Raw genomic sequence first — 24,864 nt, 5'->3', positions numbered from 1 at the left:
CACTTGGCGAACGTTGCCGGAGCTCTCTTGAGGGGGATGCCGATGCGGGACAGCCATCGCGGTGAGGCCGAGCGGCTGTTGGAGCGGGCCGTGGACGAGGAGGCCCAGCGGGCTGCCGGGGCGGGGCAACCGGTCGACAGGGCGGCGCTGCTGGCGCGCGGCCTGGAGGCGCTGGACGCGCTCGCGGCGAGCGCCGCCGAGGAGTACGAGGCGTACGTACGGGCCCTGGACGAGGCGACGGCCGGGGACGAGTCCCTCGGCGAGGCCTTCCGGCGCGGGAACTCCTCGACCGCCCTGCTCGTGACGGCGGTGGCTGCGGCCGCGGCCGTCGGGGCCGACCTGTCGCTCGGCGTGGCGGCGGGCACGGCGCTGGCGGCGGGGGCGGTCACCGGCATCGCCGGGGCGGCGGCCACCGTCGCCAAGGTGACCGCCTCCCACCTGCCCGCGGCGAACCGGCGGGCCGGGGTGCGCGGCCGTCCCGGCGGGCCGGAGCAGCTGCGGCTGCAGTGGCTGACGGCGCTGGAGGTGCGCGGGGTCCGCCCGTTCCTGGAGCAGCAGCGGGCCGTGGCCGCCGCCGCGCGGGTGCCCCGGCAGACCCCCCGGACCGGTTCGCCCCAGCTGCGCGGGACGGACCGCAGCGCGGAGGCCAGGCGACGCAGTGTGCTGGAGCAGTCCTTCGGCCAGCTCCCGCAGCCCGAGGCCTCGTTCACGGGCCGGCGGACGGAGCTGACCCGGATCGCGCAGTGGGTGCAGGCGGCCCGCGCCAGTACGGAGACCCGCCCGGTGGTCGTGGTGCTGCACGGCGAGCCCGGGGTGGGCCGCACGGCCCTGGCGCTGCGGGCGGCGGACGCGTTGCGCGACCAGTTCCGCGGGGCCTGTGTGGTGGACCTGCGGGGCGGCTCGCTCAGCGGGGAGGCTCCGCTGCCGCTACGGGAGGCGCTGCTGCACCTGCTGAACCGGCTCGGCGCCCCGCGCGAGCAGCTGCTGTTCCGCGAGGGGTCCTCGGCGGAGCAGCAGGTCCGGCGCCTCGGCGAGCTGTACCACCAGCACCTCCAGGGGCTGCCGGTGACGGTGCTGCTGGACGACGCGGTGGATGCGGCGCAGGTCCGGATGCTGGTGCCGGAGCGGTCGGAGAGCCTGGTGCTGGTGACGGCGCGGGAGCCCCTGGAGCTGCCGGACCTGGCGGCCTGGGTGCACCAGCTGCCGGTGGAGCGGCTGGCGGAGGTGGACGGGGCGGAGCTGGTGCGGGCCGGAGCCGAGGTCGCCGGGGCGGCCCCGTACGAGGAGGGGGCCCTGCAGGGGCTGCTCGCGCTCGGCGGGGGGCTCCCGCTGGCCCTGCGCGTCCTGGCCCCGCTCGGCGGCGCCGCCCAGGACCCCGCCGCGGCCGACGGTGCGGCCGACGCCGACGGTGCCGGCGGGCTGGAGGGCGCGCTGGGCCTGGCCTACGTACGCCTGTCCGAGGAGCGGCGCCGGCTGCTGCGGCGGCTCACGCTGGCCGGCCGCGCCTCGCTCGGCCCGTCGGCGGCGGCGGCGCTGATCGACGCGGACCGGGCGGAGGCCGGGCGGCTGCTGCGCGAGCTGGCGCGGGCGGGGCTGCTGGACCACGTACGCGGGGAGCGGTACCGGATGCACGACGCGGTGCGCTCGTACGCGGCGGCCCGGCTCGCGGCGGACGAGGACCGGGCCGAGTCCTCGGCGGCGCACGGGCGGCTGATCCGCAACTACGCGCAGCTCGCGGACGCGGTGATCCGGATGGTCGACGGGAAGATGTCGACGCGGGCCGACCACTTCGGCGGGCACGGCTTCGCCTCGCTGGACGCGGCGCTGCGCTGGCTGGACGACGAGTCGAGCTTCATCACGGCGGCGCTGCGGCACTCGGAGGACGTGGACCAGCAGGCGGTGCTCGACCTGCTGGGCGCGCTGTGCGACTTCTGCCTGCTGCGCGGGGACCTGTACCGGCTCGGCGAGATCAACGAGCTGACGCTGGCGGTGGAGGCCGCGCGCCGGGGCCGCCCCGGCCAGGGTCGGCTGGTCCGCTCCGTGCAGTGGCGTACGGGCATCGCGGCGCGCCAGCTCGGCGAGCTGGACAAGGCCCGGACCACGCTGACCTCGGTGGTCGACCAGTACCGGGAGGCGCAGCAGGACGCGGGTGCGGGCATGGCCCTGATCTCGCTCGGGATCACCCTGCACCACCAGGGGCAGCTCCCGGAGGCCGCGGCCCGCATCCGGGAGGCGCTGGTGCTCCAGGAGCCGGAGAAGCTGGCCGGGGACCGGGCGTGGGGGCTGCACGCCCTGGCGGCGGTGGAGCGGGACCGGGCGCACCTGGCGGAGGCGATGCAGCTGCTGGAGCAGTCGCTGGCGCTGCACCGGGAGAGCGAGAGCGTGCACGGCGAGGCGTGGGCGCACTTCCAGCTGGGGCAGGTGTACCTGCGGCTCGGCGACGTGACGCGGGCGGAGGCGGAGCTGAAGCTCGCCATGGACCTGTACGGGCGCACGCGCGACGAGCGGGGCCAGGCCTGGGCGCTGACGCAGCTGGGCCGGGCCAGGGTCGTCGACGGGGATCCGGGGCCGGCGGTGGAGCGGCTGCGCGAGGCGCTGGCCCGGCACCGGGAGCAGGAGGACGCACGTGGGGAGGCGTGGACGCTGTACTACCTCGGGCAGGCGCTGGAGGAGGGCGGCGAGCGCGATCAGGCGGTCCGGGAGCTGGAGCGGGCGCGGACGATGTTCTCGCGGATGCGGGACGTGTACGGGCTGGCGCACGCCCGGCACCATTCGGGCCGGGTGACGCGCGACCAGCGGGCGGCGCAGACGGGCAACCTGAAGAACTCCGGGTTCGCCCGGCAGCTGCTGACCGACGCACGGGCGGATTTCCGGCGGATCGGCCTGGCGCACGGGGAGGCGTGGACCTGCCTGGAGCTGGCGGTGGTGGACGCGGGCAACGGCCGGGCGTCGCAGGCGCTGGGCCTGTGCGAGGAGGCGGCCCGGCTGTTCATCTCGTACGGGGACCGGCGCGGGGAGGACTGGGCCCGCTTCCTGCGCTGCACGATGCTGCCGTACGCGCTCCCGGGCGCGGGCGTGGAGGAGGCACGGGCGGAGCTGGCCCGGCTGTCCGCGGCGCCGCACCCGATGCGGGACGGGCGGCTGGAGGACAGTCTGGACACGTACGCGGTGGTGCTGGGCCGCGGGGTGGACCCGGCGGAGGGCTGGCAGGCGTGGCGGCTCGCGCTGGTCCCGAACCTGCACTCGCGGGAGATCATGGGGGTCCCGATGCCACGGGCCTAGCCGGCCGTACGACCGCACCGCACCCCATGACCGCATCCAGCCGTGCGGTCCTGCGGGCCTGGGACGGCCGGCCGCGGTACGGCCCCGCCCGTCGCAGGACCGCCCGACGGGCGTGGGGCCCGACCCCGGGCAGCGCGCGGTAGCCGCCCCGCCCGTGGCACGGGAGGGCGGCGCCGCATCGCCCACGGGCACGGGGCGGCAGCGCACCGCGGAGACGGCTCTCGCCGGGCCGGGCCGCGGCGGCGTGGTTCGACTACGGGGCCTGGTCCGCGGCGGGGGCGGCGCCCGCCGACGCCGGGTCCGGGGCTTCCTTGAAGTCGACCCGGCCCATGTGCCGGCTCATCGACTTCATCAGGCCCCACACCGCCAGGGCGAGGGCCGCGAACACGATGAAGCCCAGGACTCCGGGCGTCACCTTGTTCTTGTCGAAGGTGTCACCCGCCAGCGGAAGGAGCTCGGTCAGTGCTGCCTGCGTAGCGCTCATAGCTACGCATTCTCCCGGATGCCCTCGAAGAGGTCGGACTCGGGGAGGGACGTGTCCACGAGCGACTTCGCGAGCTCGTACTCCTCCGTGGGCCAGACCTCCTTCTGGATCTCCATCGGAACGCGGAACCAGCCGCCGTCCGGATCGATCTGCGTGGCGTGCGCGATCAGCGCCTTGTCACGGATCTCGAAGAACTCGGCGCACGGAACGTGCGTGGTCAGCGTCCGCTCGGTGCGCTCGAACTCCTTCCAGCGCTCCAGCCACTCCCCGTACGGGGACTCCATGCCGCGCGAGAGCAGCGCCTCGTGCAGGGCGATGGTGCGCGGCTTGTTGAAGCCCTGGTTGTAGTAGAGCTTCTGCGGCTGGTACGCCGGGCCGAACTCGGCCTCCGGGTACTTCTCGGTGTCGGCGGCCCCGTCGAAGGCCACCATCGAGATCTTGTGGGTCATGATGTGGTCGGGGTGGGGGTAGCCGCCGTTCTCGTCGTACGTGGTGATGACCTGCGGCCGGAAGGCGCGGATCTTCTTCACCAGGCGGCCGGCCGCCTCGTCCACGTCCTCCAGGGCGAAGCAGCCGTCGGGCAGCGGGGGCAGCGGGTCGCCCTCGGGGAGGCCGGAGTCGACGTAGCCGAGCCACTCCTGGTCGATGCCGAGGATCTGGCGCGCCTCGTCCATCTCCTTGGCGCGGACCTCGTGGATGTTCTCCTCGATGTACTTGTCACCCTGGAGCTTGGGGTTGAGGATCGAGCCGCGCTCTCCCCCCGTGCAGGTCACCACCAGCACGGGAACCCCCTCGGACACGTACTTGGCCATGGTGGCCGCGCCCTTGCTCGACTCGTCGTCGGGGTGGGCATGGACGGCCATCAGTCGAAGCTGCTCGGTCAAGACAGGATCCTCTTTGAGTCGTCAGGGCATACGCCTCCTATAGTGACCGAATCGGGGGGTGGAAAAATTCCGGGGCTGCCCCTGGGATTGTGGACTCCGGCCCTCCGAAAGGAACGATCAATGAGCGCGGTGCGCGAGGGGCTCCCCGAGGGCCGGTACGGCCGGTCCGCGGACGAGCGTGCGGACCGCAAGCTCAAGATCGTCGGGTCGGTGTTGGGCGTCGGGCTGCTGGGCGTGGTCGGCTGGATCGGCTGGGACTACGTGGCGGGCCAGAGCGTCAGCGCCGAGGTGATCAAGTTCCAGGTGGTCTCGGACACCGAGGTGAAGGTGCACCTGGAGGTGCGCAAGGACGCCGGGGTCACCGGGGTGTGCACGCTGAGCTCCCAGAACGAGGAACACGCCGAGGTCGGCCGCGCCGACTTCACCTTCCGGCAGAAGAGCACGCGCCTGGACGAGATGCTCTCGCTGAAGACCACCGGCCGCGCCACGATGATCGAACTGGTGGGCTGCCAGGCGGCGGGCACCACGCCCGCGCCAAACTGAGCTCTTTCCTGCTCACCGGCCCGATGACACACTTCATACACATGGTGTCCTCCCCCTTTTCTTCCCGAATTGTTAGGCTCGTGGTTTCGCCCGCCGCTGGCGGCTTTGTAGTCCCCTGTACCGACGAGGAGCACCCGTGACCCAGACGAGCGAGAGCGTCACCTGGCTGACCCAGGCGGCGTACGACCAGCTGAAGGCCGAGCTGGACTACCTCTCTGGTCCCGCACGCACGGAGATCGCCACCAAGATCGCTGCCGCCCGCGAGGAGGGCGACCTGCGAGAGAACGGCGGTTACCACGCGGCCAAGGAGGAGCAGGGCAAGCAGGAGCTCCGCGTCCGCCAGCTGACGCAGCTCCTGGAGAACGCCAAGGTCGGCACCGCGCCCGCCTCCGACGGCGAGGTCGCGCCGGGCACGGTCGTCACCATCGCCTTCGACGGCGACGAGGACGACACGATGTCGTTCCTGCTCGCCTCGCGCGAGTACGCGTCCTCGGACTTCGAGACCTACTCCCCGCAGTCCCCGCTGGGCACCGGCGTGATGGGCAAGAAGATCGGCGAGGACGCCGAGTACGAGCTGCCGAACGGCAAGAAGGCCTCGGTCAAGATCCTCGACGTCAAGCCCTTCACCGGCTGATCACCCCAGGACATCAGAAAGCCCCCGTCGGACCGGTCCGGCGGGGGCTTTCCCGTGTGCGCGTGTTCCCGCGTTCTCCCGAGTTCCCGTGGTTCCCGGGCAGCGGGCTGCGGGCTACGGGCCTACGCCGTCGCCGAGCGGTACTTGCGGACGGAGAGGGTCCGGAAGGCCACGATGATCAGCACGGACCACAGGACCGACGCGAGCTCCGGATGCTGCATCGGCCAGGCCGCGGGGGCCTCGTACCCCGGCGGGAAGTTGCCGAACAGCCCGCGGGCCGCCTGGACGGTGGCGCTGAAGGGGTTCCATTCCGCGATGGTCCGCAGGAACGTCGGCATGTTGTCGGAGGGGACGAAGGCGTTCGAGATGAACGTCAACGGGAACAGCCAGATCAGCCCGCCCGAGGTGGCCGCCTCCGGGGTGCGCACCGACAGGCCGATCAGCGCGCCGATCCAGGAGAAGGCGTAGCCGAGCAGGAGCAGCAGGGCGAAGCCGAAGAGCACCTCGCCGGCGCTCGTGTGGGTGCGCCAGCCGACGAGCAGGGCCACCACGGCCAGGACGACCAGCGTGAGGCTGGTCTGGACGAGGTCGGCGAGGGTGCGGCCGGTCAGGACCGCGCCGCGCGCCATCGGCAGTGAGCGGAAGCGGTCGATCAGGCCCTTGTGCATGTCGTCCGCGATGCCCGCGCCCGCGCCGGCCGTGGCGAAGGTGACGGTCTGGGCGAAGATGCCGGCCATCAGGAACTCGCGGTAGGCGGCGGGCGAGGTGTTGCCGTCGACGCTGATCGAGCCGCCGAAGACGTAGCTGAAGAGCACGACGAACATGACCGGCTGGATGACCCCGAAAATGATCATTTCGGGGATCCGGGACATCCTGATCAGGTTCCGCTTGGCGATGACCAGGGAGTCGTTGACGCTCTGGACGATGCCGCCGCGCGGGCGGGGTGCCGCGAGCTCCGGGGTCGGGGAGGCGGTGGTCACTTCGTCGCCTCCTTCGATTCCGGAGCGGGTGCCTGTGCGGGTGCCGATGCCTGTGCGGGTGCCCGTGCCGGTGCCTGTGCCGGTGCCTTGTGACCACGGCGCCCCTTGCCGTCGTCCGCCGGGCCGGCCTCGCCGTTCTCCTCGTCGGCCAGGGCGGCCGCGTGGCCGGTGAGGGAGATGAACACGTCGTCGAGGGTCGGCCGGCGCAGGCCGATGTCGTCGATCTCGATGCCGCGGAAGTCGAGCTCGCGGATGACCTCGGCGAGCAGCTTGGCGCCGCCGGTGACCGGGACGGTCAGCTTGCGGGTGTGCTCCTCCACGGTCGTCTCGCCCTTGCCGAAGCCGGCGAGCACCGCGCGGGCCTCGGCCATGCGGTCGCGCTCGTGGACCACGACCTCCACGCGTTCCCCACCGGTCCGGGCCTTGAGCTGGTCGGAGGTGCCGCGGGCGATGACCTTGCCGTGGTCGACCACGCAGATGTCGTGCGCGAGGTGGTCGGCCTCCTCCAGGTACTGGGTGGTGAGCAGCAGGGTGGTGCCGCCGGCCACGAGTTCCTGGATGACGTCCCAGAGCTGCTGGCGGTTGCGCGGGTCGAGGCCGGTGGTCGGCTCGTCCATGAACATCACGGGCGGGCGGACGACGAGTGCGGCCGCGAGGTCCAGGCGCCTGCGCATGCCGCCGGAGTACGTCTTCGCGGTGCGGTCGGCGGCGTCGGCGAGGTTGAACCGCTCCAGCAGTTCGCCGGCCCGGGCCTTCGCCGCCCTGCCGGTCATCTGGTACAGCTGGCCGACCATCTGGAGGTTCTCGCGGCCTGTCAGGTACTCGTCGACGGCGGCGAACTGGCCGGACAGGCCGATGGCGCGGCGGACTTCGTTGGGGTGTTTGAGGACGTCGATCCCGGCGACGACGGCCTTGCCGCTGTCGGGCTGGAGGAGGGTGGTCAGGACGCGCACGGTCGTGGTCTTGCCGGCGCCGTTGGGGCCGAGCAGGCCCAGCACGGTGCCTTCGGGGACATCGAGGTCCACGCCGTCCAGTGCCCGTACCTCGCCGAAGGTCTTGACCAGGCCTTCGGCGTAGATGGCGCCTGGCATAGGGATTCTCCCTGTGTGAATCGGGCCAGCTAACCGGACTTTCCTAGGAAAATCTTATGGGCGCCGGGCAGACGTCGCCCGGTCACCCGATCGGCCGAACGGAGCCGTCGCACTGCCGTGCGTACGTCAGCCCGCGCCGAGGTAGGTGACGTTCACGGTGAGCAGGCTCTCGCCCGTGCGCAGGTTCACCGTGGCCGACGTCTTCGCGCTGCCGATCAGCAGCACCCAGTCCGTCTTCTCGTAGCTCTGGGGCGCCGTCTCCCGCCAGCCGAGGTGCTTGAGCTGCTCCCCGAATCGCGGCACGGCCCACTCCGCCTGCTGCGTGCTCAGGACCGCGGTCCAGTCGACCAGGCTCGCGTTCTTCGTGCCCTTCGTGTCGCCCGAGCCCTTCCCCTTCTCGGGGTCCAGACCCGCCGCGCGCAGTGACGATCTGACCTCCTCGTCCACGGCGTCCCGGCTGAGCGGCGCTCCGGTCCCCTTGGCCGTGGGCTTCGCGGAGGGCTTGGCCGGCTGCGACTGGCCGGAGCCGGCCTTGGGCGCCGACGAGGCGGAGCCGTCGTCGGACGAGCAGCCCGTGAGGACCAGGGCCGCGGACGCGGCCAGAGCGATGACTGCGGCCGTCTGCGGCCTGACGCGAATGTGCACGGAGAGACTCCCACCCCATGTGAATGTGGCCGGGAGTCTCACACACCCGGCCGGATTCCGCACACCCGTATCACCGTTTCCGCACACCGTCGTCACCGATCGGGGGGACGAACAGGGACAGGTGCTAACTCATCACCGTGTATCCGGCCGCGTGCAGGGACCGCGCGACCTCGGCGCAGTGCTCCGGGCCCTTCGTCTCCAGCCGCAGCTCCACCTCCACCTCCGTGAGCCCCAGCCGCGGGTCGGTCCGTACGTGGCTCACGTCCAGCACGTTCGCGTCCGCCGCCGACAGCACCCCCAGGAGCCCGGCCAGTGCGCCCGGCCGGTCGGCCACGCGCAGCCGCAGCGAGAGGTAGCGGCCCGCCGCGGCCATGCCGTGCCGCAGGATCCGCTGGAGGAGCAGCGGATCGACGTTCCCGCCGGACAGGACCGCGACCACCGGGCCGCCGCCCCCGTACAGCTCGGGCCGGCTCAGCAGGGCGGCCACGGGGCTGCACCCGGCCGGCTCGACGACCATCTTGGCGCGCTCCAGGCAGAGCAGCAGGGCGCTGGAGAGGTCGTCCTCGGAGACGGTGCGGACGCCGTCGAGGAGCTCCGCAATGATGCGGAACGGGACGTCGCCGGGGCGGCCCACCTTGATGCCGTCGGCCATCGTGGCCGGGTCGTCGATCGAGACCGGGTGCCCGACCCTCAGCGAGGGCGGGTAGGCGGCCGCGCCCTCCGCCTGGACGCCGATCACCTTGACGTCGGGCCGCAGGGCCTTCACCGCGACCGCGACGCCCGCCGCGAGGCCGCCGCCACCGATGCCGACGAGGATCGTGCGGACCTCCGGGCACTGCTCCAGGATCTCCAGGCCGACGGTGCCCTGGCCGGCGATGATGTCGCGGTGGTCGAAGGGGTGGATGAACACCGCCCCGGTGCGGTCCGCGTAGTCCTGGGCCGCGGCCAGCGTCTCGTCGACGACCTGCCCGTACATCCGCACCTCGGCCCCGTACTCCCGGGTCGCCGCCACCTTCGGCAACGGCGCCCCGACCGGCATGAACACCGTCGAGCGGACGCCGAGGAGGGAGGAGGCCAGGGCCACGCCCTGTGCGTGGTTGCCGGCACTGGCCGCGACCACGCCTGCGGCCCGCTGCTCGGGGCGCAGGCCCGCGATGCGCACGTACGCGCCGCGCAGCTTGAAGGAGCCGGTCCGCTGGAGGTTCTCGCACTTGAAGTGGACCGGGGAGCCCGTGAGGGAGGAGAGGTGCCTGCTGCCTTCCATCGGCGTGACCCGGGCGACGCCCGAGAGCATCTTCTGGGCCCCCTTGACGTCGTCGAGGATGACCTGGGGGACGGGCACGGGCACGCGGTAGTTCATGCCGCCAGTCTCGCAGCCCTCGCGGACCGCGGCCCCGGGCCGCCGAACCCGCAGCGCAGCCCGCCGCGGAGCCGAGCCTTCCGGGCGGGGTGGTGCGCGCCCGGGGCGAGGGGCGTCCTACGCCCCCGAGTGGGGGTGGCCGGTACGGGCCACAGGGGGCGAAATCCCGCCATCCGGGACGGGCCCGGCGCCTTGGTCCGTACCGCCCGCACCAGTTCTCGTACGAGGCGTACGGGGCGCCCGACGGCCGCGTACTCTGTCCCCCATCCTTGTCGGCCCCACGCGAAGAGAGCTCACGGCCATGCCCTCCAACCCGGCCAATTCCGACCTGCCCACGGCGGGCGAGGCACCCGCCGGAGCCGGTCTCCTCGACTCGCTCCAGCACCAGGTGGCCGTCTTCGCCCGGCGCGCCGAGCAGACCCGCCTGGGCGGGGTCGGCCAGGCCCGCAACTCGATGGACCGCGCCGCGTACCTGCTGCTGAACCGGCTCGACCTGGAAGGCCCGATGGGCGTCAAGGCGCTCGCCTGCGGCATGGGCATCGATTCCTCCACGGTCACCCGCCAGGTCGCGCCGCTCGTCGACAGCGGCCTCGTCAAGCGCACTTCGCACCCGGAGGACGGACGGGCCGTGGTCCTCGCGCTCTCGCCGCGCGGCCTCTCCCGGCTGGAGGAGGTCCGCTCCTCGCGGCGCGAGCTGATGGCCCGCGTGACCGACGGCTGGACCGAGGACGAACGCGAGTCGTTCACCTCGCTGCTCACCCGTTTCAACGGCTCGCTGTCGGAGCTCATGGGCGCCGCCTCGGAGGCGGGCCCCGCTTCCTGAACTCCCGTACGAGCCGGGGCCGTCCGACCTCTTGACCGGGGCGGTCCCGCTGCCCGCACTATGTGGCCTGTGGACGGCCACGGGCGGCGCGCCTATGCGGAGTTCGAAGCCTTCGTCGCGGGCGCGGCGGGGCGGCTCCTGCACGTCGCCGTCCTGCTGACGGCAGAGCCGCGGACCGAGCCCGTCGCCGCCCGCCGGCTGCTCGCGGGCGCGTTGGCCCGTACGTACGCCGACTGGCGCCGGGTGCGCGGCGACGACCCCTACGACCACACCCGTCAGGAACTGTGCGCCGCGTTCGCCCGCACCGGCTGGCGCCACCACGGCGGTACGGGGCTCCTCGCGCCGCTCGGCCCGCTGGAACGGCTCGTACTGGTCCTGCGCGTGTACGAGGGCGTCGCGGAGGAGGTCACGGCCGCCCAGCTGGGGCTGCCGGTCGACCGGGTCCGGGCGGTGTGCACCAGGGCCGTGGCCGCAGTGCGGTCCCAGGAGGCCGCGTGAGCGCCCCCGACCGCAAGGAGGACCGGGTCAGGCGGCTGCTGGAGGGCCCCCATCCGGCGGTCCCGGCCGGGTTCGCGGCGAGCGCCGCGGCCCGCGGGGACCGGATGCTGCGCCGCCGCCGGGCCCTGCGCCGGGTCGGCTGGACCCTGCTGGTCGCGGCGGCGGCGGCCTTCGCGGTGTGGGCCTGGACGGTCCGCCCGTGGGAGGTGCCGCCGAGCGGTGTCTCCCCGCCCCTGGAGGGCTGGTAGCCACCGCCCGGCGGCAGTTGCCGCCGGGCGTACGCGGCTGCTAGCCGAGGGCCTGGGCCAGGTCCGCCAGCAGGTCGTCGGCGTTCTCGATGCCGACGGACAGGCGGACCAGGTCCGCCGGGACCTCCAGGGCCGAACCGGCCACCGAGGCGTGGGTCATGCGGCCCGGGTGCTCGATGAGGGACTCGACGCCGCCGAGGGACTCGGCCAGGGTGAAGATCTTGGTGCGGGCGCAGACCGCGACGGCCTCCTCCTCGCCGCCGGTGACCTGGAAGGAGATCATGCCGCCGAAGTTGCGCATCTGCTTGGCGGCGATCTCGTGGCCCGGGTGCTCGGCCAGGCCCGGGTAGAGGACCTTGTGCACCTTGGGGTGGCGGGTCAGCATCTCGGCGACCTTCGCCGCGTTCTGCGCGTGCCGGTCCATGCGCACGGCCAGCGTCTTGATGCCGCGCAGCACGATCCACGAGTCGAAGGGACCGGCCACGGCGCCCATCGCGTTCTGGTGGTAGGCCAGTTCCTCGCCCAGTGCCGCGTCGGCGGTGACCAGCGCGCCGCCGACGACGTCGGAGTGGCCGCCCATGTACTTGGTCAGCGAGTGCACGACCACGTCCGCGCCGAGCGCGAGGGGCTGCTGGAGGTAGGGCGAGGCGAAGGTGTTGTCCACGACCAGCTTGGCGCCGGCCGAGCGCGCGATGTCGGCGACGACGGCGATGTCGGTGATGCCGAGCAGCGGGTTGGACGGGGTCTCGACCCAAATGACCTTCGTCTTCGGGGTCAGGGCGGCCCGTACGGACTCCGGGTCGGAGGTGTCGGCCACCGACCACTCGACGCCCCAGCGGGAGACGACCTTCGCGAAGAGGCGGAAGGTGCCGCCGTACGCGTCGTTCGGGATGACCACGTGGTCGCCCGGGGCGAGCAGCGTACGCAGCAGGCAGTCCTCGGCGGCGAGCCCGGACGCGAAGGCGAGGCCGCGCCGGCCGCCCTCCAGCGCCGCGAGGTTCTCCTCCAGCGCGGTACGGGTCGGGTTCGCGCTGCGGCTGTACTCGTAGCCGCCACGCAGTCCGCCGACGCCGTCCTGCTTGTACGTGGACACCTGGTAGATCGGGGGCACGACCGCGCCGGTCAGCGGGTCCGCCGTGTTGCCCGCGTGGATCGCGCGGGTCTCGAAGCTCTGGTGCTCGTGGCTGTCGTCGCTCATGGGCAGAGCCTAAGCCCCGGCCGCCGACGCGCCCACCGCACACCCACTGGGGCGGCATTGGCCTTGGCGCGGGTGCGTCTGGTTCGCTGGGGGACATGGAGATTCTGTGGTTCCTGCTCGCAATGGGCCTGCTCGTGGCCGCCTTCAGCCCGTACATACGGCGCAGGCGAGGCGGCGGCGTACGCCTGGTCGCGCCGGGCAGCCCTGACGCGGCCGACCCCGAGAACTACGGATTCGCCCGCCAGGAGCACCTCGACATCCGGGTCCCGGGCCCGGACGAGGACCTGATGGACGCCCTGGAGGCCGTGCAGCGCACCGGCCGCTGGCAGGCCGCGTCCCAACTGCTGGCGGGCACCCCCAAGGAGGGCGAGCTGCGCTGGCAGCGGGTCCAGGCCTTCGGCGGGGCCGCGGCCCTGGAGCTCGTCGCGGAGCCCGGGGTCGGCGCGCGGTGGTTGAAGGCCTGGCGGCTGGAGGCGGAGAAGGACGCGGGCGGCGCGCAGGTGCACGCGGAACTGCTGGTGCAGCAGGCGTGGCGGCATTCGGGCGGCGTGGGCTCCACGGACCACCGGATCATCCTGGAGGAGGCCCGGGAGGCGTGCCGCAAGGCGGCGCTGCTGGCACCGGGCGACCCCGTCCCGTACATCACGGAGCTGGCGGTGGCGCGGGCGCTCGGGTACGCGGAGGCGGAGTTCGACGCGCTCTGGGCGAAGGTCATCGACGTGGCGCCGGCGCACATGGGCGCGCACCTGGCCGCGCTGCACTACTGGTGCGAGAAGTGGCACGGCTCGCGGGAGAAGGCGGACGCCTTCGCGCACGCGGCGGCGGCCCGCGCCCCGCAGGGCTCGCTGCTGGCGGCGCTGCCGCTGTTCGCGGTGTACGAGCACGTTCCGGAGGTCGTGCTGACGAACTTCTGGCAGGGCGCCGTGGTGACCCGGGCGGTGGAGGGTGCGCTGTACGCGGTGCACACCGCGCGCCCGGACGACCCGATGCTCGCGCACGTACGGCACATGCTGCTGTCGTTCCTGGTGCCGATGGAACGCTGGGCGGAGGCGATGGAGCAGGTCCGCCACATCGACGGCTGCGTCGGCGCCCTCCCGTGGTCGGTCTCCCCGGACCCGGCGGCGCAGTACGCGGTGTACCGCGCCCTGGCAGTGGCGGGCTACGAGGCCAACGGCGGCTCCCCCGCGACGCTGCCGCACTGACGGCTGCGGTGCCGTCAGTGCGGTGACGGCGCTGCGGTGCCGTCAGTGCGGTACGGCGCTGCAGGTGACGCGCCGGCCGCCGGCAGGCGGGAGCCACCCCCCGGGCACCCACCTACCCCATCACGCCAAATAAGGTTGCCGTAAAGAGCTGCGGGCCCCATGATTTCCCGGCGCGACCACCCGGGACCGGCCGACCGCCGCACACCCGCTACGCGCCCGCAGCATCTGCACCGTCTACACCTGCACCACTTCATCCCGTGGGGGGATCCGTCCATATGGGCGCTTCACTGCGCGCGCTGCGCGCTCTCGTCCTGCTCGCAGGCTTCTACCTGCTCGGCCTCGTCCTGCTGGCCGTGCTCGCGGCCGCCGACTGGGCCACCGTCACCTGGCTGCACGGCGGCATCGCCGTCAAGGTCCTCATCGTCTCGGTGGTCCTCGCGGTCCCGATCGTGCGCGGCATGTTCATGCTCCGCACTCCCAAGGACGACCCGCAGCCCGGCGTCCCCGTCACCGAACAGCAGGAACCCGTCCTGTGGCAGGCGGTCCGCGACGTCGCCGCCCAGGTCGGCACCCGCGCCCCCGACGAGATCCTGCTGATCGACGAGGTCAACGCGGCCGTCAGCGAGGACTCCCGGCTGCTCGGCCTGCTGCCCGGCACCCGCCGCCTCTACCTCGGCCTGCCCCTGATGACCGGCCTGGACGAAATGCAGCTGCGCGCCGTGCTCGCCCACGAAATGGGCCACTACGCCAACCTCGACACCCGCCTCACCCCGCTGATCGCCCGCGGCCGCGCCCAGCTGATCCGCACCATCGGGCACTTCCACGACCGCGCCGACACCAAGGTCGCCAAGGAACGCGCACGGCAGGAGAAGGCCGCCGAGGAGCGGCTCGCGAAGGGCAAGAAGGCCAAGGAGGTCGACACCGCCGGCCAGGGCGCGATGTACCGGGCCATGGCGAAGATCTACACGGGGTACGCGCACTTCTACATGCGCGCCACCCTCGCCGGCAGCCGCCGCCAGGAACTCGCCGCCGACCTCGCCTCGGTGCGCGTCGCCGGCCGCGACTCCGCCGCCTCCGCGCTGCGCGAGCTCAACGCCATCGGCCCGGCGCACGGCTTCTACATGGACTCGTACGCCACCCTCGGCGTCGGCGCCGGCCTGCTGCCGCCCCCCGGCCAGGTCTTCGGCGGTCTGCGCCAGCTCCTCGACGCCCGCTCGGACGAACTGGACGAGCTGCGCCGCGAGCTGTCGACCGAGCCCACCTCCCCCTACGACTCCCACCCGGCGCTCGCCGAACGCGTGGCCCGCATCGAGGCCCTGCCCGACGACGGCCGCGGCGGCCTCGCGGCCCGCCCGGCGCTGGAGCTCCTTTCCTCCCCCGAGGCCGCGCTGGCCGCGCTGGAACAGGAGGTCCTGACCCCGGAGGCGCTCGCCCTGACCCGGCGGGACTGGGCGGACCTCGTCCACGAGAGCATGACCCAGTACGTCGGCCACGGCGCGCAGGAGCTCCGCGAGGCCGCCACCGCCGAGGGCGCGGCCCCGGACCTCGCCGGCCTGCTCGACGCCGTCGACACCGACCCGGCGCTGCGCTGGCGGATCGCCGACCGCTTCCCGAAGTCGGAGCAGGCGGCGGCCGCCACCGGGCGCGCCGCCCGCGAGTTCACCCGCCCCGTCCTGCGGCGCGCCGCGAAGCAGCTGGTCACCGCCGAGCTGACGGCCCGCGGCGCCGCCCGTTGGCAGCTGTCCTGGTCCGAGTCGGCCGCCCTGGCCTACCCGACCGACGGTTTCGAGGACCAGCTGGACCTCGCCCTGGACGCCTTCGTCGCGGACCAGCCCGACACCGAACCCCTGCGGAAGCTGGTGCTTGCCTGATGCTCGGACTGATCATTTTCGGTGTCCTCGCCCTCGGCGGCGTCGGCTACCGCTTCCTCACCGCCCGCACCAAGACGCTCCAGGGCCGCATCGACGCCGCCGGGGCGGCGGCCCCGGGCGCCGCGGGGGCCCGCACCGACGCGGAGAAGGCCGAGAAGAGGGCGCGGGACGCGGCCGCGGTCGTCGCGCTGGGCTTCGTCGCCGAGGCCGACCTCGACACCGAGAACGCCCAGCCGGTACCGCCGGAGAAGGCGGCGGCCGTCGCGGCCGTCCGCTCCGGCGACTGGGAGGCGGGCGCCGCCTACGTGGCGGCGGCCGGCCAGGACTGGGACGAGCGCTGGCAGCGCGTCCGCGCCCTGGCCGAGGTCGCGGCGCAGGACGACGCGTTCCTGTTGGCGTGGCGTGCGGCCCGCCCGTCCGACGCGACGGCGGCTCTGGTCGACGCCGACACCGCCGTGAACGTCGCCTGGGACGTACGCGGCAGCCAGGCCGGCAGCCGCACGACGCAGGAGCAGTTCCGCCTCTTCCACAACCTGCTGCTCAAGGCGCAGGAGTCCGCGCACGCGGCGCAGCGGCTGGCCGACCCGGCCGACCCGGTCCCGTACATGGTGGAGCAGCCCATCGCGCAGGGCCTGGGCTACCCGCACGAGCAGTACGAAGAGCTGTGGGCGCAGATCACCGGGCGCGACCCGAAGATCCTCACCGCGCACACCACCGCCCTGCAGTACTGGTGCCGCAAGTGGCGCGGCTCGCACGAGCTCGCGCTGGACTTCGCCCGCGCGTCGGCGGCCTCGGGCGCACCCGGCGAGCTGCTGTCGCTGCTGCCGCTGGTCGCGTACATCGAGCAGGAGCTGCACGAGAAGGAGCTCGTGCCGGAGACCTTCTTCAAGGAGCCGGGGGTGTGCGCGGCGGTCGACGCGGCGCTCGCGGACCTGGCGGCGGCCGACCCCGCCGACCGGCGGACGATCAGGCTGCGGCACGTCCTGGCATGGCTGCTGTTCTGGCAGGACCGGGACGCGGAGGCCGTGGAGCAGTTCCGCGTCGTCGACGGGTACATCGGCGCGCTGCCCTGGTACTACTCGGGGACGCCGAAGGGCCGGTACCTGTACGCACGGAACTGGGCGGTGCTGGCTACGGCCGGCAACGACGCGTGAGCGGCGGGCGATGAAGAAATGACGGAAGTGTGACGCGGCGGGCGGGGGCGGGCAGGGGGGAATCCCGGCCCGCCCCCGTCCGTTGAGGGAGAACCACTAGGAGGGAATCCATGTTCTCGTACCGCCGCACGCCCGAGCTCCCCACCCGCGAGGAGGCCCTCCAGGGCCGCGCGACCCCGCAGTTCCCGCTCCCGGACCGGCACACGGTCCTCGGCAACCCCCTCGCCGGCCCGTACCCGGCCGGGCTCGAAGTGGCCGACTTCGGCCTGGGCTGCTTCTGGGGCGCCGAGCGCAAGTTCTGGCAGACCCCGGGGGTGTGGACCACGCTGGCCGGCTACCAGGGCGGCTTCACCGAGAACCCGACCTACGAGGAGGTCTGCTCGGGCCTGACCGGCCACACGGAGGTCGTCCGCGTGGTCTTCGACCCGTCGCAGGTCTCGTACCCGGTCCTCCTGAAGCTGTTCTGGGAGTCCCACGACCCGACCCAGGGCTTCCGCCAGGGCAATGACGTCGGAACCCAGTACCGCTCGGCGGTGTACACCCACTCCGAGGCCCATCAGGCGCAGGCCGAAGCCTCCCGGTCGGCGTACCAGCAGGTCCTGACGTCCTCGGGCCACGGCGACATCACGACGGCGGTCCTCCCGGCCGCGGAGCGCCCGTTCTGGCCCGCGGAGCCCTACCACCAGCAGTACCTGGACAAGAACCCCGGCGGCTACTGCGGCATCGGCGGCACGGGGGTCTCGTGCCCCATCGGAGTGGCCAAGGCCGAGGGCTGACCCTCCCCCGGCCCCCGGCGCCGCCCTCATCGGCGAGCTCGGCAGCGGATGCGCTGCCCGTCCTCGTAGGGACGGGCAGCGGGCTCGGCGCGGCGGGTCAGATCGTGGACGCGTCGATCACGAAGCGGTAGCGGACGTCGCTGGACAGGACGCGTTCGTACGCGTCGTTGATCTCGTCGGCGCGGATCAGTTCGATCTCCGAGCCCAGACCGTGCTCGGCGCAGAAGTCCAGCATTTCCTGGGTCTCCGCGATCCCTCCGATCATCGAGCCGGCGAGTGTCTTGCGGCCGGTGATGACGGAGAACAGGCTCAGCTCGACCGGCTCCTCCGGGGCGCCGACGTTCACCAGCGCCCCGTCGACCTTCAGCAGGCCGAGGTACGCGTCGAGGCCCAGGGGGGCCGACACGGTCGAGATGACCAGGTCGAAGCTGCCGGCCAGCTTCTCGAACGTGCTCTCGTCGCTCGTGGCGTAGTAGTGCGAGGCGCCCAGCCGCAGGCCGTCCTCCTGCTTGCGCAGCGACTGCGAGAGGACGGTGACCTCGGCGCCGAGGGCTGCCGCGATCTTCACGCCCATGTGGCCGAGACCACCGAGGCCGACGATCGCGACCTTCTTGCCGGGGCCCGCCTGCCAGTGCTTGAGCGGGGAGTAGAGGGTGATCCCGGCGCACAGCAGCGGCGCGGCGACGTCGAGGGCCAGGCCGTCGGGGATGCGGACGGTGTAGTTCTCATCGACGACGACATGCGTGGAGTAGCCGCCGTACGTGGGCTCGCCCTGCTCGTCGCGGGCGTTGTACGTGCCGGTCATGCCCTTGACGCAGTACTGCTCCTGCCCGCGCAGGCAGTACTCGCACGCGCGGCAGGAGTCGACGAAGCAGCCGACGCCAACGTGGTCGCCGACCGCGAACTTCGCGACGCCCGGACCGACTTCGGTGACGACACCGGCGATCTCGTGGCCCGGGACCATGGGGTAGATGCCCTCGCCCCAGCCGTCGCGGACCTGGTGGATGTCGGAGTGGCATATGCCGGCGTACTTGATCTCGATGAGGACGTCGTGCTCGCCGACGGGGCGGCGCGGGACGGTGGTGCGCTCCAGCGGGGCCTTGGCCGCGGGAGCGGCGTAGGCGGCGACCTGGGTGACGGACATGGGGAGGACTCCTCGAACGCTGCTGAAGATCTGCTGACTCTCTGCGGTGCGGTCAACGATGCCGTGCCGGACGCCCGGCACCCAGTCCCCTGCCCTGCCTAGGCCTGGCGGTCCTACCCCTGGCGGGGTCAGGAACACGGCCCGTACCGGGCCGGCCGCCCGGCGATACTGGCGTCATGGACCAGCTTGATCAGCGTGCCGAACTGGGCGAGTTCCTGCGTTCCCGCCGTGCGCGACTGCGCCCCGCGGACGTGGGCCTGCCGGACTACGGGCGCCACCGCCGCGTGCCCGGGCTGCGCCGCGAGGAGCTGGCGCAGCTGGCGGGGGTCTCGGTCGCGTACTACACGCGGCTCGAACAGGGGCACGGACAGAACGTGTCGGCGGAGGTGCTCGACGCGATCGCCCGGGCGCTCCGCCTGGACGGCACGGAGACGGCCCACCTGACGCATCTGGCCAGCCCCCGGCTCCGCAGGCCGCGCCGACAGCCCCACCGGCAGGAGCAGGTCCGCCCCGAGCTCCGGACGCTGCTGAACGCGATGGACGGTGTACCGGCGTACCTGCTGGGGCGGCGGCAGGACGTCATCGGGTGGAACCGGCTGGCCGCGGCGGTGTTCGGGGACTTCGGCGCGCTGCCGCCGCAGGAGCGGAACCTGGTGCGGCTGGTGTTCCTGGACCCGGCGGCGGCGGAGCTGTACGCGGATTGGGACTGCCTGGCCTGCCGGGTCGTGAGCAGTCTGCGCATGTATGCGGGCGAACATCCGGACGACGAACAGCTGTCGGCACTGGTCGGTGAGTTGTCGGTGAAGAACGAAGAGTTCCGCCGGCTGTGGGCGGCGCACACGCTGGCGGACAACAAGACGCACGGGGTGAAGATGCTGCGGCACCCGCTGGTCGGTGAACTGTCACTGTCCTTCGAGACGCTGGTCCTGCCGGGCGACTCCGCGCAGGTCTTGGTCACCTACCACGCGGCGCCGGGCTCTCCTTCGGAGGATGCCCTGCGCATGCTGTCGTCGTGGTCGGCCCCCGCCGGTGAGGCGGGAGCGCGCAACGCGCCGCAGGATCCGCGGGACCGGCAGGGCCCACGGGACCGCCAGGGTCCGCGTGACCCCGCCGCTACAGCGTGAACTGGAAGTACCCCGTGTCGCGCTCGCGGCGGTAGCCGAGGGACCCGTTCACCGCCCGCATCGGCGTGTTCTCGTCGGCCACGGTCGTGCCGATGGTGGCCAGGGACGGGTGGCGGGCGCTCACCTCGGCGAGCATGCGGAGCTTCACCGCGCGTCCGAGCCCACGGCCCCGGTGCTCGGGCACGACCACCGTGTCGTACTGGACGGCGTGCGGGCCCGTCGGGTCCGGGAGGACCAGTTCCGTGTACGCCGCCACCTCGCCGCCGGGGGTGACCGCGGCGACCGTGGTCAGGGCGCCCCCGCGGTCCAGGACCAACTGCTGGGCCGCGTGCAGGCGCTGAGGAGTCCAGGGCTCGATCCGTTCGTCGAGTTCGCCGCTGGGCGCGTCCTCCATCGCGGCGTGGGCGCGGGCCGCCGCAGCAGCCCACGCGTCCGGTACGAGGCCGGGCCAGCACAGCATCGCGTAGCCCGCCGGGACGTCGGGCCGGGGCGGGAGGACCGCCGGCACGTCCTGGACGTACCAAGCCATGTGCAGGACGTTGGCGAAGCCCAGGGAGCGGGCGAAGGCCTCGCCCGGGCCGCCGAGGTCCACGAGGGCGGAGACCGAGCTACGGCCCTCGGACAGCAGCCTCTCGCGGACCCGCTGCCACAAGGCAGTGCCGAGACCGCGTCGGCGCGCGTCCGGGCGTACGGCCAGCACGTCGAGGAAAGCGGTGTGTCGGTTGGCCTCGTCGGTGAACAGCAGGAGGCCCGCGACGCCCTCGTCCGCCGCCCACAGTGCGGCCCGGCCGCGGGCGGGTGCCACGCGCAGCCGCCCGACGACCTCCGTCCGGGACGGGGGAGGGAGCTGCGGCAGGTCGACCGCCTGGGCGGCGGTCAGGACCGCGAGCCAGGCCTCCGCCTCAGCGGCCGAAGGGGGCATGGTCAGGGTGCGGATCGTCATGATCTCGGACCCTAGCCGGGGCCCGCTGCCCGCGCGCGGGGGTTTCACGACGGATGGCGGGGAGCCCGCCAGGGGCTCCCCGCCATCTACGTCGTGCTGCCGTCGGACCGGGTCAGGAGGCCGTGCCGGCCTTCCAGTCCGCCCAGCTCATGTTCCAGCCGTTGAGGCCGTTTTCCGGCTTGATGGTCTTGTCCGGCGAGTTGACCACCGTGACGACGTCGCCGATGAGCGAGTTGTCGAAGAACCAGGCCGCGGGCTGGTTCGGGTCGTTGGCGCCCTGGGCGTCGTTCAGACCGACACAGCCGTGGCTCGTGTTCGCGCTGCCGAAGATCGAGTCCGCTCCCCAGTAGTTGCCGTGGATGAACGTGCCCGACTCGGACAGCCGCATCGCGTGCGGGACGTCCTTGATGTCGTACTCGCCCTTGCCCTCGCTGTTCTTGAAGCCGACGGTGGAGCCGTCCATCCGGGTCTCCTTGAACTTCTCGGAGATCACCATCTGGCCGTTGTACGTCGGGTTCTCCGGGGAGCCCGCCGAGATCGGGATGGTCTTGAGGACCGCGCCGTCGCGGGTGACGGTCATCTTCTTCGTCTTCGCGTCGACCGTGGAGACCTGGCTGCGGCCGATCTTGAAGGTGGCCGTCCGGTTCTGCACGCCCTGGACGCCGGGGGCGCCCTGCACGCCCTCAAGCGCCAGCTTCAGGGTGACGGTGGAGCCCGCCTGCCAGTACTGCTCGGGGCGGAAGTCCAGGCGCTGCGGGCTGAACCAGTGCCCGACGACCTCCTGGCCGCTGCTGGAGGTGACGTTGATCGCCGCCTGGACGGCCTTCATGTCCTTGATCGGCTTGTTGAAGGTGATCGAGACCGGCATGCCCACGCCGACGGTCTGGCCGTCGTCCGGTATGAACGAGCCGACGAAGCTGTTCTCCGGGGAGACGGTGGTGAAGGAGGTGTTCTCGTGCGCCTCCTTGCCGCTCGCGTCCTTGGCGGTCGCCGACAGGGCGTACTTCGTCGAGCGCTTCAGTGCGGCTTCCGGCTTCCAGCTCTTGCCGTCGGCGGATATCTTGCCGGCCACGGCCGCGCCCTCGGAGGTCTTCAGCTCGACCGCGGTGAGGGTGCCGTCGCTGACGGCGACGTTCGTCGCGTCGTTCAGGCCGACGTTGGTCGCCCCGTCCTTCGGCGTGATCGTCATCTTGGCCTTGGAGGCGTCCTTGGCCGCAGCCGCGTCCACGTCCGACTGGGACTTGCCGTTGCCGTCCCCGCCGCCCTTGGGCTTGTCGTCTCCACCGCCGCACGCCGAGAGAACCAGCACGCCACCGAGTACGGCGGATATGGCCACCAGGGACCTCTTCCGCCGCTTCCTGTCCGTCCTCACACGCCACTCCATCGTTGCTGAACCCCCGAGCTTCCCCGGCCGGAGCCGGGCGGTGCCCCGATCGGGGCAGGGGGACACGCCCCCTGCCTCGCACCAGTCAACGCGTTTGAGGCCCGGATCGGTTCCACATTCCGTTTGAATGTGTGCAACCACACGGTCAGGCGTTGTCGGTCGTCTCTTCCTCGTAGTCCCCATCTTCCTCGCCCAGGTCCCACTCCATGGCCTCGGGGTCGTATTCGACGGGCTCGCTGCTCCACGAGGCCTGCGCAAGCTCCACGCCGGGAATGTCCGCGACCAGGTCAGTGGGGTCGACGAGGTACGCGAGCGCCTCCGATTCGTCCTCCCGCACGGCCGACTCGGCGTGGCCGCGCTCCTCGTCCGGCATGAACTCGTCAGCCTCGATGTGCGCGAGTGCGGCCCCGGTGAGCGCCTCGGGGTCGGGCACCTCCAGTACCAAATCCACCCGAAGCCGTACGTATCGTGATGTGTCAGAAGGGTTCATACGACGGAGAGTAAGCCCGCGGAAGCCCCGACTTTCCCGCGACCCGCCCTTGTCCGTAGCATCACCGCACACGGCCAATTCGCTGCGTCCGCAAGGGGGATCGCACCGTGTCCGCACGTCGACCGCTGCTCACGGCTCTCGGAGCGACCAGCCTCCTCGCCGCCCTCTGGTTCGTACCCTCGGCCAACGCCACCGCACCCGGGTCCGCGGCGCCCGGTTCAACTACGTCCGGTTCCACTTCCGACGCGGCGCCGGAGTCCGCGAACACGTCCGGCCCCGGAGCGGTGACCGGCCTCGCGGAGGACCCGGCCGACACCACGGCCGCCGGAGCCCAGAGCGCCGGCCAGGTCTCCCTGGGGCTCGCCGACACCGGTGGGATCGACACCACCCCGTACCTGCTGGGCGGCACGCTCTGCCTGGGCCTCGGAGCCGGTTTCGTCACGTACTCCGTGCGCCGCTCGCGCGCGTAGCCGCCCCGGCCGCGCAGGTCCCGTACACGCCGGAAGGGCCGCCCCCAGGAGATTTCCCGGAGGCGGCCCTTCACGGCTTCGGCAGGCCCGTCAGGCGAGCGGGCCCGTCACCGGCTCCACCGCGGCGACGAGGCCGCCCGTACGGACGAACGCGTCGGCCGCTGCCAGGTCGGGGGCGAGGAAACGATCCGGCCCGGGACCCTCCACACCGGCCGCCCGCGTCGCGGCGATGGCCGCCTGGCTGGCCGGGGCCGGGGTGAGCCCGTGGCGGAGCTCGATGGCCCGGGTGGCCGCGTACAGCTCGATCGCGATGATCCGGGTCAGGTTGTCGATGGCGGTACGGAGCTTGCGCGCGGCCGACCAGCCCATCGAAACGTGGTCCTCCTGCATGGCGGAGGACGGGATCGAATCGGCGGAGGCCGGCACGGCCAGCCGCTTCATCTCGCTGACCAGGGCGGCCTGCGTGTACTGGGCGATCATCAGACCGGAGTCGACGCCGGCGTCGTCCGCGAGGAACGGCGGCAGGCCGTGCGAGCGGTTCTTGTCCAGCAGCCGGTCGGTGCGGCGCTCGGCGATGGAGCCGAGGTCGGCCGCCGCGATGGCCAGGAAGTCCAGGACGTACGCGACCGGCGCGCCGTGGAAGTTGCCGTTCGACTCCACACGGCCGTCGGGCAGCACCACCGGGTTGTCGACGGCGGAGGCCAGCTCGCGCGAGGCCACCAGGGCGGCGTGCGCCATGGTGTCCCGGCCCGCGCCGGCGACCTGCGGGGCGCAGCGCACCGAGTACGCGTCCTGCACGCGCGGGGCGGACTCCTCCTGGAAGTGCCGGACCAGCCCGGAGCCCTTCAGGACGGCGGCCATGTTCGCGGCGGAGGCGCCCTGGCCCGGGTGCGGGCGGATGGCGTGCAGCTCGGGCGCGAGCACCTTCTCGGTGCCGAGCAGACCCTCAAGGGTCAGCGCGGCGGTGATGTCGGCGGACTTGTACAGCTTGTCGAGGTCGGCGAGGGCCATGACCAGCATGCCGAGCATGCCGTCGGTGCCGTTGAGGAGGGCGAGGCCCTCCTTCTCCTTCAGCTCGACCGGCTTGATCCCGGCCTCGGCGAGGAGCTCCCCGGCGGGGCGCACGACCCCGTCCGGGCCCTCGGCGTCACCTTCGCCCATCAGGGTGAGCGCGCAGTGCGAGAGCGGCGCGAGGTCACCCGAGCAGCCGAGCGAGCCGTACTCGTGGACGACGGGGGTGATGCCCGCGTTGAGCACGTCGACCATCGTCTGCGCGACGGACGGCCGGACGCCGGTGTGACCGGAGGCGACGGTCTTCAGCCGCAGGAACATCAGGGCGCGCACGACCTCCCGCTCGACGCGCGGGCCCATGCCGGCGGCGTGCGAGCGGACGATGTTGCGCTGGAGCTGGGCGCGCAGCTCGGGGCTGATGTGCCGGGAGGCGAGGGCGCCGAAACCGGTGGACACCCCGTAGACGGGTTCGGGCTTGGCGGCGAGGGCATCGACGATCTCGCGGGCACGGGCGAGGGCGTCGAGCGCCTCGCCGGACAGCTCGATCCGCGCGTTGCCGCGGGCGACGGCGATGACGTCCTCGGCGGTGGTCCCGGAGGTCCCCACCACGACAGTGTGCATATCC

Annotated in this window: 24 protein-coding genes; 12 read left to right on the top strand and 12 right to left on the bottom strand. The window is 72.8% G+C overall.

From position 1 onward, the window contains the following. Positions 1-42 precede the first annotated feature (42 nt). Entirely contained in the window at positions 43-3,282 is a 3,240-nt protein-coding gene (locus tag OG974_RS26105; RefSeq protein ID WP_371644629.1) for a tetratricopeptide repeat protein, read from the top strand. A 253-nt stretch (positions 3,283-3,535) separates the two neighbouring features. Here the strand turns inward: OG974_RS26105 and OG974_RS26100 are convergent, their stop codons facing one another. Then, entirely contained in the window at positions 3,536-3,766 is a 231-nt protein-coding gene (locus tag OG974_RS26100) for a hypothetical protein (RefSeq protein WP_327285106.1), read from the bottom strand. A 2-nt stretch (positions 3,767-3,768) separates the two neighbouring features. Beyond that, entirely contained in the window at positions 3,769-4,650 is an 882-nt protein-coding gene (gene mca / locus OG974_RS26095) for a mycothiol conjugate amidase Mca (RefSeq protein ID WP_328763462.1), read from the bottom strand. 120 nt (positions 4,651-4,770) lie between these two features. Between mca and OG974_RS26090 the strand changes: the two genes are divergently transcribed. Together OG974_RS26090 and greA are read left to right on the top strand one after the other, a co-directional pair. Beyond that, positions 4,771-5,193, top strand: a complete 423-nt coding sequence (locus OG974_RS26090) for a DUF4307 domain-containing protein (RefSeq protein WP_327285104.1) — start codon at positions 4,771-4,773, stop codon at positions 5,191-5,193. A 136-nt stretch (positions 5,194-5,329) separates the two neighbouring features. Further along, positions 5,330-5,827 (top strand): transcription elongation factor GreA, encoded by a 498-nt coding sequence (greA, locus tag OG974_RS26085; RefSeq protein WP_327285103.1) that lies wholly within the window; start codon positions 5,330-5,332, stop codon positions 5,825-5,827. Positions 5,828-5,949: 122 nt separating this feature from the next. On the opposite strand, the gene OG974_RS26080 is transcribed toward greA, so the two are convergent. From OG974_RS26080 to ilvA, 4 genes are all read right to left on the bottom strand, one after another. Next, positions 5,950-6,807 carry an ABC transporter permease gene (locus OG974_RS26080; protein ID WP_327285102.1) on the bottom strand — a complete coding sequence of 286 codons (858 nt, stop codon included), beginning with the start codon at positions 6,805-6,807 and terminating at the stop codon, positions 5,950-5,952. Beyond that, positions 6,804-7,898, bottom strand: a complete 1,095-nt coding sequence (locus tag OG974_RS26075; protein ID WP_371644627.1) for an ATP-binding cassette domain-containing protein — start codon at positions 7,896-7,898, stop codon at positions 6,804-6,806. The genes OG974_RS26080 and OG974_RS26075 overlap by 4 nt, the downstream gene beginning before the upstream one ends. 126 nt (positions 7,899-8,024) lie before the next feature. Then, positions 8,025-8,543: a hypothetical protein gene (locus OG974_RS26070; RefSeq protein WP_327285100.1), complete on the bottom strand. Its 519-nt coding sequence runs from the start codon at positions 8,541-8,543 to the stop codon at positions 8,025-8,027. 124 nt (positions 8,544-8,667) lie between these two features. Further along, the gene (gene ilvA, locus OG974_RS26065; RefSeq protein ID WP_328763459.1) at positions 8,668-9,903 is read right to left on the bottom strand and encodes a threonine ammonia-lyase; all 1,236 of its coding nucleotides are present in this window, start codon (positions 9,901-9,903) and stop codon (positions 8,668-8,670) included. Between the two features lie 301 nt (positions 9,904-10,204). Between ilvA and OG974_RS26060 the strand changes: the two genes are divergently transcribed. The 3 genes from OG974_RS26060 (at position 10,205) to OG974_RS26050 (ending at position 11,472) form a co-directional block, all read left to right on the top strand. Then, entirely contained in the window at positions 10,205-10,726 is a 522-nt protein-coding gene (locus OG974_RS26060) for a MarR family transcriptional regulator (protein WP_327285098.1), read from the top strand. A 69-nt stretch (positions 10,727-10,795) separates the two neighbouring features. Further along, a complete protein-coding gene (locus OG974_RS26055) occupies positions 10,796-11,224 on the top strand; it encodes a sigma factor-like helix-turn-helix DNA-binding protein (protein WP_327285097.1) in 429 nt (142 codons plus the stop codon). Continuing rightward, positions 11,221-11,472 carry a hypothetical protein gene (locus tag OG974_RS26050; protein WP_328763456.1) on the top strand — a complete coding sequence of 84 codons (252 nt, stop codon included), beginning with the start codon at positions 11,221-11,223 and terminating at the stop codon, positions 11,470-11,472. The genes OG974_RS26055 and OG974_RS26050 overlap by 4 nt, the downstream gene beginning before the upstream one ends. A 40-nt stretch (positions 11,473-11,512) precedes the next feature. Here OG974_RS26050 and OG974_RS26045 read toward each other — a convergent pair whose 3' ends face one another. Then, positions 11,513-12,670, bottom strand: a complete 1,158-nt coding sequence (locus OG974_RS26045) for a cystathionine gamma-synthase (RefSeq protein WP_327285095.1) — start codon at positions 12,668-12,670, stop codon at positions 11,513-11,515. A gap of 95 nt (positions 12,671-12,765) precedes the next feature. On the opposite strand from OG974_RS26045, the gene OG974_RS26040 reads away from it, so the two are divergent. The 4 genes from OG974_RS26040 (at position 12,766) to msrA (ending at position 17,673) form a co-directional block, all read left to right on the top strand. After that, the gene (locus OG974_RS26040; protein ID WP_327285094.1) at positions 12,766-13,872 is read left to right on the top strand and encodes a hypothetical protein; all 1,107 of its coding nucleotides are present in this window, start codon (positions 12,766-12,768) and stop codon (positions 13,870-13,872) included. Positions 13,873-14,147: 275 nt separating this feature from the next. Next, on the top strand, positions 14,148-15,743 hold the full coding sequence (locus tag OG974_RS26035) for a M48 family metalloprotease (RefSeq protein ID WP_371644624.1): 1,596 nt from the start codon (positions 14,148-14,150) through the stop codon (positions 15,741-15,743). Next, positions 15,743-16,897 (top strand): hypothetical protein, encoded by a 1,155-nt coding sequence (locus OG974_RS26030; protein ID WP_329314384.1) that lies wholly within the window; start codon positions 15,743-15,745, stop codon positions 16,895-16,897. The genes OG974_RS26035 and OG974_RS26030 overlap by 1 nt, the downstream gene beginning before the upstream one ends. Positions 16,898-17,007: 110 nt before the next feature. After that, positions 17,008-17,673 (top strand): peptide-methionine (S)-S-oxide reductase MsrA, encoded by a 666-nt coding sequence (gene msrA, locus OG974_RS26025; RefSeq protein WP_371644622.1) that lies wholly within the window; start codon positions 17,008-17,010, stop codon positions 17,671-17,673. A gap of 97 nt (positions 17,674-17,770) precedes the next feature. Here msrA and OG974_RS26020 read toward each other — a convergent pair whose 3' ends face one another. After that, on the bottom strand, positions 17,771-18,817 hold the full coding sequence (locus tag OG974_RS26020; RefSeq protein WP_327285090.1) for an NAD(P)-dependent alcohol dehydrogenase: 1,047 nt from the start codon (positions 18,815-18,817) through the stop codon (positions 17,771-17,773). A 176-nt stretch (positions 18,818-18,993) separates the two neighbouring features. Here OG974_RS26020 and OG974_RS26015 point away from each other — a divergent pair, with 176 nt between their 5' ends. Then, positions 18,994-19,941 (top strand): helix-turn-helix transcriptional regulator, encoded by a 948-nt coding sequence (locus OG974_RS26015; RefSeq protein ID WP_327285089.1) that lies wholly within the window; start codon positions 18,994-18,996, stop codon positions 19,939-19,941. Here the strand turns inward: OG974_RS26015 and OG974_RS26010 are convergent. The 3 genes from OG974_RS26010 to OG974_RS26000 all read right to left on the bottom strand — a co-directional run bounded on the left by OG974_RS26010 (position 19,931) and on the right by OG974_RS26000 (position 22,758). Then, entirely contained in the window at positions 19,931-20,884 is a 954-nt protein-coding gene (locus tag OG974_RS26010) for a GNAT family N-acetyltransferase (RefSeq protein ID WP_371644619.1), read from the bottom strand. The genes OG974_RS26015 and OG974_RS26010 overlap by 11 nt on opposite strands. A 112-nt stretch (positions 20,885-20,996) precedes the next feature. After that, the gene (locus OG974_RS26005; protein ID WP_327285087.1) at positions 20,997-22,268 is read right to left on the bottom strand and encodes an Ig-like domain-containing protein; all 1,272 of its coding nucleotides are present in this window, start codon (positions 22,266-22,268) and stop codon (positions 20,997-20,999) included. A 145-nt stretch (positions 22,269-22,413) separates the two neighbouring features. After that, complete coding sequence (locus OG974_RS26000; protein ID WP_371644618.1) at positions 22,414-22,758, bottom strand: hypothetical protein; 345 nt, start codon at positions 22,756-22,758, stop codon at positions 22,414-22,416. A 107-nt stretch (positions 22,759-22,865) separates the two neighbouring features. On the opposite strand from OG974_RS26000, the gene OG974_RS25995 reads away from it, so the two are divergent. Continuing rightward, positions 22,866-23,228: a hypothetical protein gene (locus OG974_RS25995; protein ID WP_327285085.1), complete on the top strand. Its 363-nt coding sequence runs from the start codon at positions 22,866-22,868 to the stop codon at positions 23,226-23,228. A gap of 90 nt (positions 23,229-23,318) precedes the next feature. Here OG974_RS25995 and hutH read toward each other — a convergent pair whose 3' ends face one another. Then, positions 23,319-24,860, bottom strand: a complete 1,542-nt coding sequence (gene hutH, locus OG974_RS25990) for a histidine ammonia-lyase (protein ID WP_327285759.1) — start codon at positions 24,858-24,860, stop codon at positions 23,319-23,321. Between the last annotated feature and the right edge of the window lie 4 nt (positions 24,861-24,864).

It is taken from the genome of Streptomyces sp. NBC_00597 (assembly GCF_041431095.1).
Taxonomy (GTDB): Bacteria; Actinomycetota; Actinomycetes; order Streptomycetales; family Streptomycetaceae; genus Streptomyces.
Note: the sequence above shows the minus strand (reverse complement) of the source record. Positions and strands in the feature narration are given on the sequence as shown.

Bases quoted from the DNA above. Each gene is read 5' to 3' on its own strand.
- OG974_RS26105 (WP_371644629.1), top strand. From the start codon at position 43: ATGCGGGACAGCCATCGCGGTGAGGCCGAGCGGCTGTTGGAGCGGGCC.
- OG974_RS26100 (WP_327285106.1), bottom strand. From the start codon at position 3,766: ATGAGCGCTACGCAGGCAGCACTGACCGAGCTCCTTCCGCTGGCGGGT.
- OG974_RS26090 (WP_327285104.1), top strand. From the start codon at position 4,771: ATGAGCGCGGTGCGCGAGGGGCTCCCCGAGGGCCGGTACGGCCGGTCC.
- OG974_RS26075 (WP_371644627.1), bottom strand. From the start codon at position 7,898: ATGCCAGGCGCCATCTACGCCGAAGGCCTGGTCAAGACCTTCGGCGAG.
- ilvA (WP_328763459.1), bottom strand. From the start codon at position 9,903: ATGAACTACCGCGTGCCCGTGCCCGTCCCCCAGGTCATCCTCGACGAC.
- OG974_RS26060 (WP_327285098.1), top strand. From the start codon at position 10,205: ATGCCCTCCAACCCGGCCAATTCCGACCTGCCCACGGCGGGCGAGGCA.
- OG974_RS26045 (WP_327285095.1), bottom strand. From the start codon at position 12,670: ATGAGCGACGACAGCCACGAGCACCAGAGCTTCGAGACCCGCGCGATC.
- OG974_RS26040 (WP_327285094.1), top strand. From the start codon at position 12,766: ATGGAGATTCTGTGGTTCCTGCTCGCAATGGGCCTGCTCGTGGCCGCC.
- OG974_RS26035 (WP_371644624.1), top strand. From the start codon at position 14,148: ATGGGCGCTTCACTGCGCGCGCTGCGCGCTCTCGTCCTGCTCGCAGGC.
- OG974_RS26030 (WP_329314384.1), top strand. From the start codon at position 15,743: ATGCTCGGACTGATCATTTTCGGTGTCCTCGCCCTCGGCGGCGTCGGC.
- msrA (WP_371644622.1), top strand. From the start codon at position 17,008: ATGTTCTCGTACCGCCGCACGCCCGAGCTCCCCACCCGCGAGGAGGCC.
- OG974_RS26020 (WP_327285090.1), bottom strand. From the start codon at position 18,817: ATGTCCGTCACCCAGGTCGCCGCCTACGCCGCTCCCGCGGCCAAGGCC.
- OG974_RS26015 (WP_327285089.1), top strand. From the start codon at position 18,994: ATGGACCAGCTTGATCAGCGTGCCGAACTGGGCGAGTTCCTGCGTTCC.
- OG974_RS26010 (WP_371644619.1), bottom strand. From the start codon at position 20,884: ATGACGATCCGCACCCTGACCATGCCCCCTTCGGCCGCTGAGGCGGAG.
- OG974_RS26005 (WP_327285087.1), bottom strand. From the start codon at position 22,268: ATGGAGTGGCGTGTGAGGACGGACAGGAAGCGGCGGAAGAGGTCCCTG.
- OG974_RS26000 (WP_371644618.1), bottom strand. From the start codon at position 22,758: ATGAACCCTTCTGACACATCACGATACGTACGGCTTCGGGTGGATTTG.
- hutH (WP_327285759.1), bottom strand. From the start codon at position 24,860: ATGCACACTGTCGTGGTGGGGACCTCCGGGACCACCGCCGAGGACGTC.